Raw genomic sequence first — 245 nt, 5'->3', positions numbered from 1 at the left:
ATTAAAGATTTTTAGTAATGATAAAGTGAACATCGAATCAAACGCTACCCCAGCAACAACGCGCTTTGGCATTTTAATGTGCGCCTACAACGAGCAAGAACATATTCGTGAAAAGCTGTATAACCTTGGCTCTATGTTATACAGCACAGAGCAGTATGCTATTCATGTTTACCTTGATGGCTGTACAGACAAAACCTATGACGAAGCGATGATTGCTCAATCGCATCTTGCAAAGCAAAACGTAG

Annotated in this window: 1 protein-coding gene; it reads left to right on the top strand. The window is 40.0% G+C overall.

Annotated features, from left to right (window positions below; translation table 11 throughout):
* Window positions 1–25: 25 nt before the first annotated feature.
* The coding region (locus SB749_RS20490; RefSeq protein WP_410711930.1) for a hypothetical protein at window positions 26–245 on the top strand (220 nt) is incomplete at its 3' end.

The organism is Brevibacterium sp. SIMBA_078, assembly GCF_046534565.1.
In the GTDB taxonomy this organism is placed as follows: domain Bacteria; phylum Actinomycetota; class Actinomycetes; order Actinomycetales; family Brevibacteriaceae; genus Brevibacterium.
This window is presented reverse-complemented; position numbering and strand designations above follow the sequence as displayed.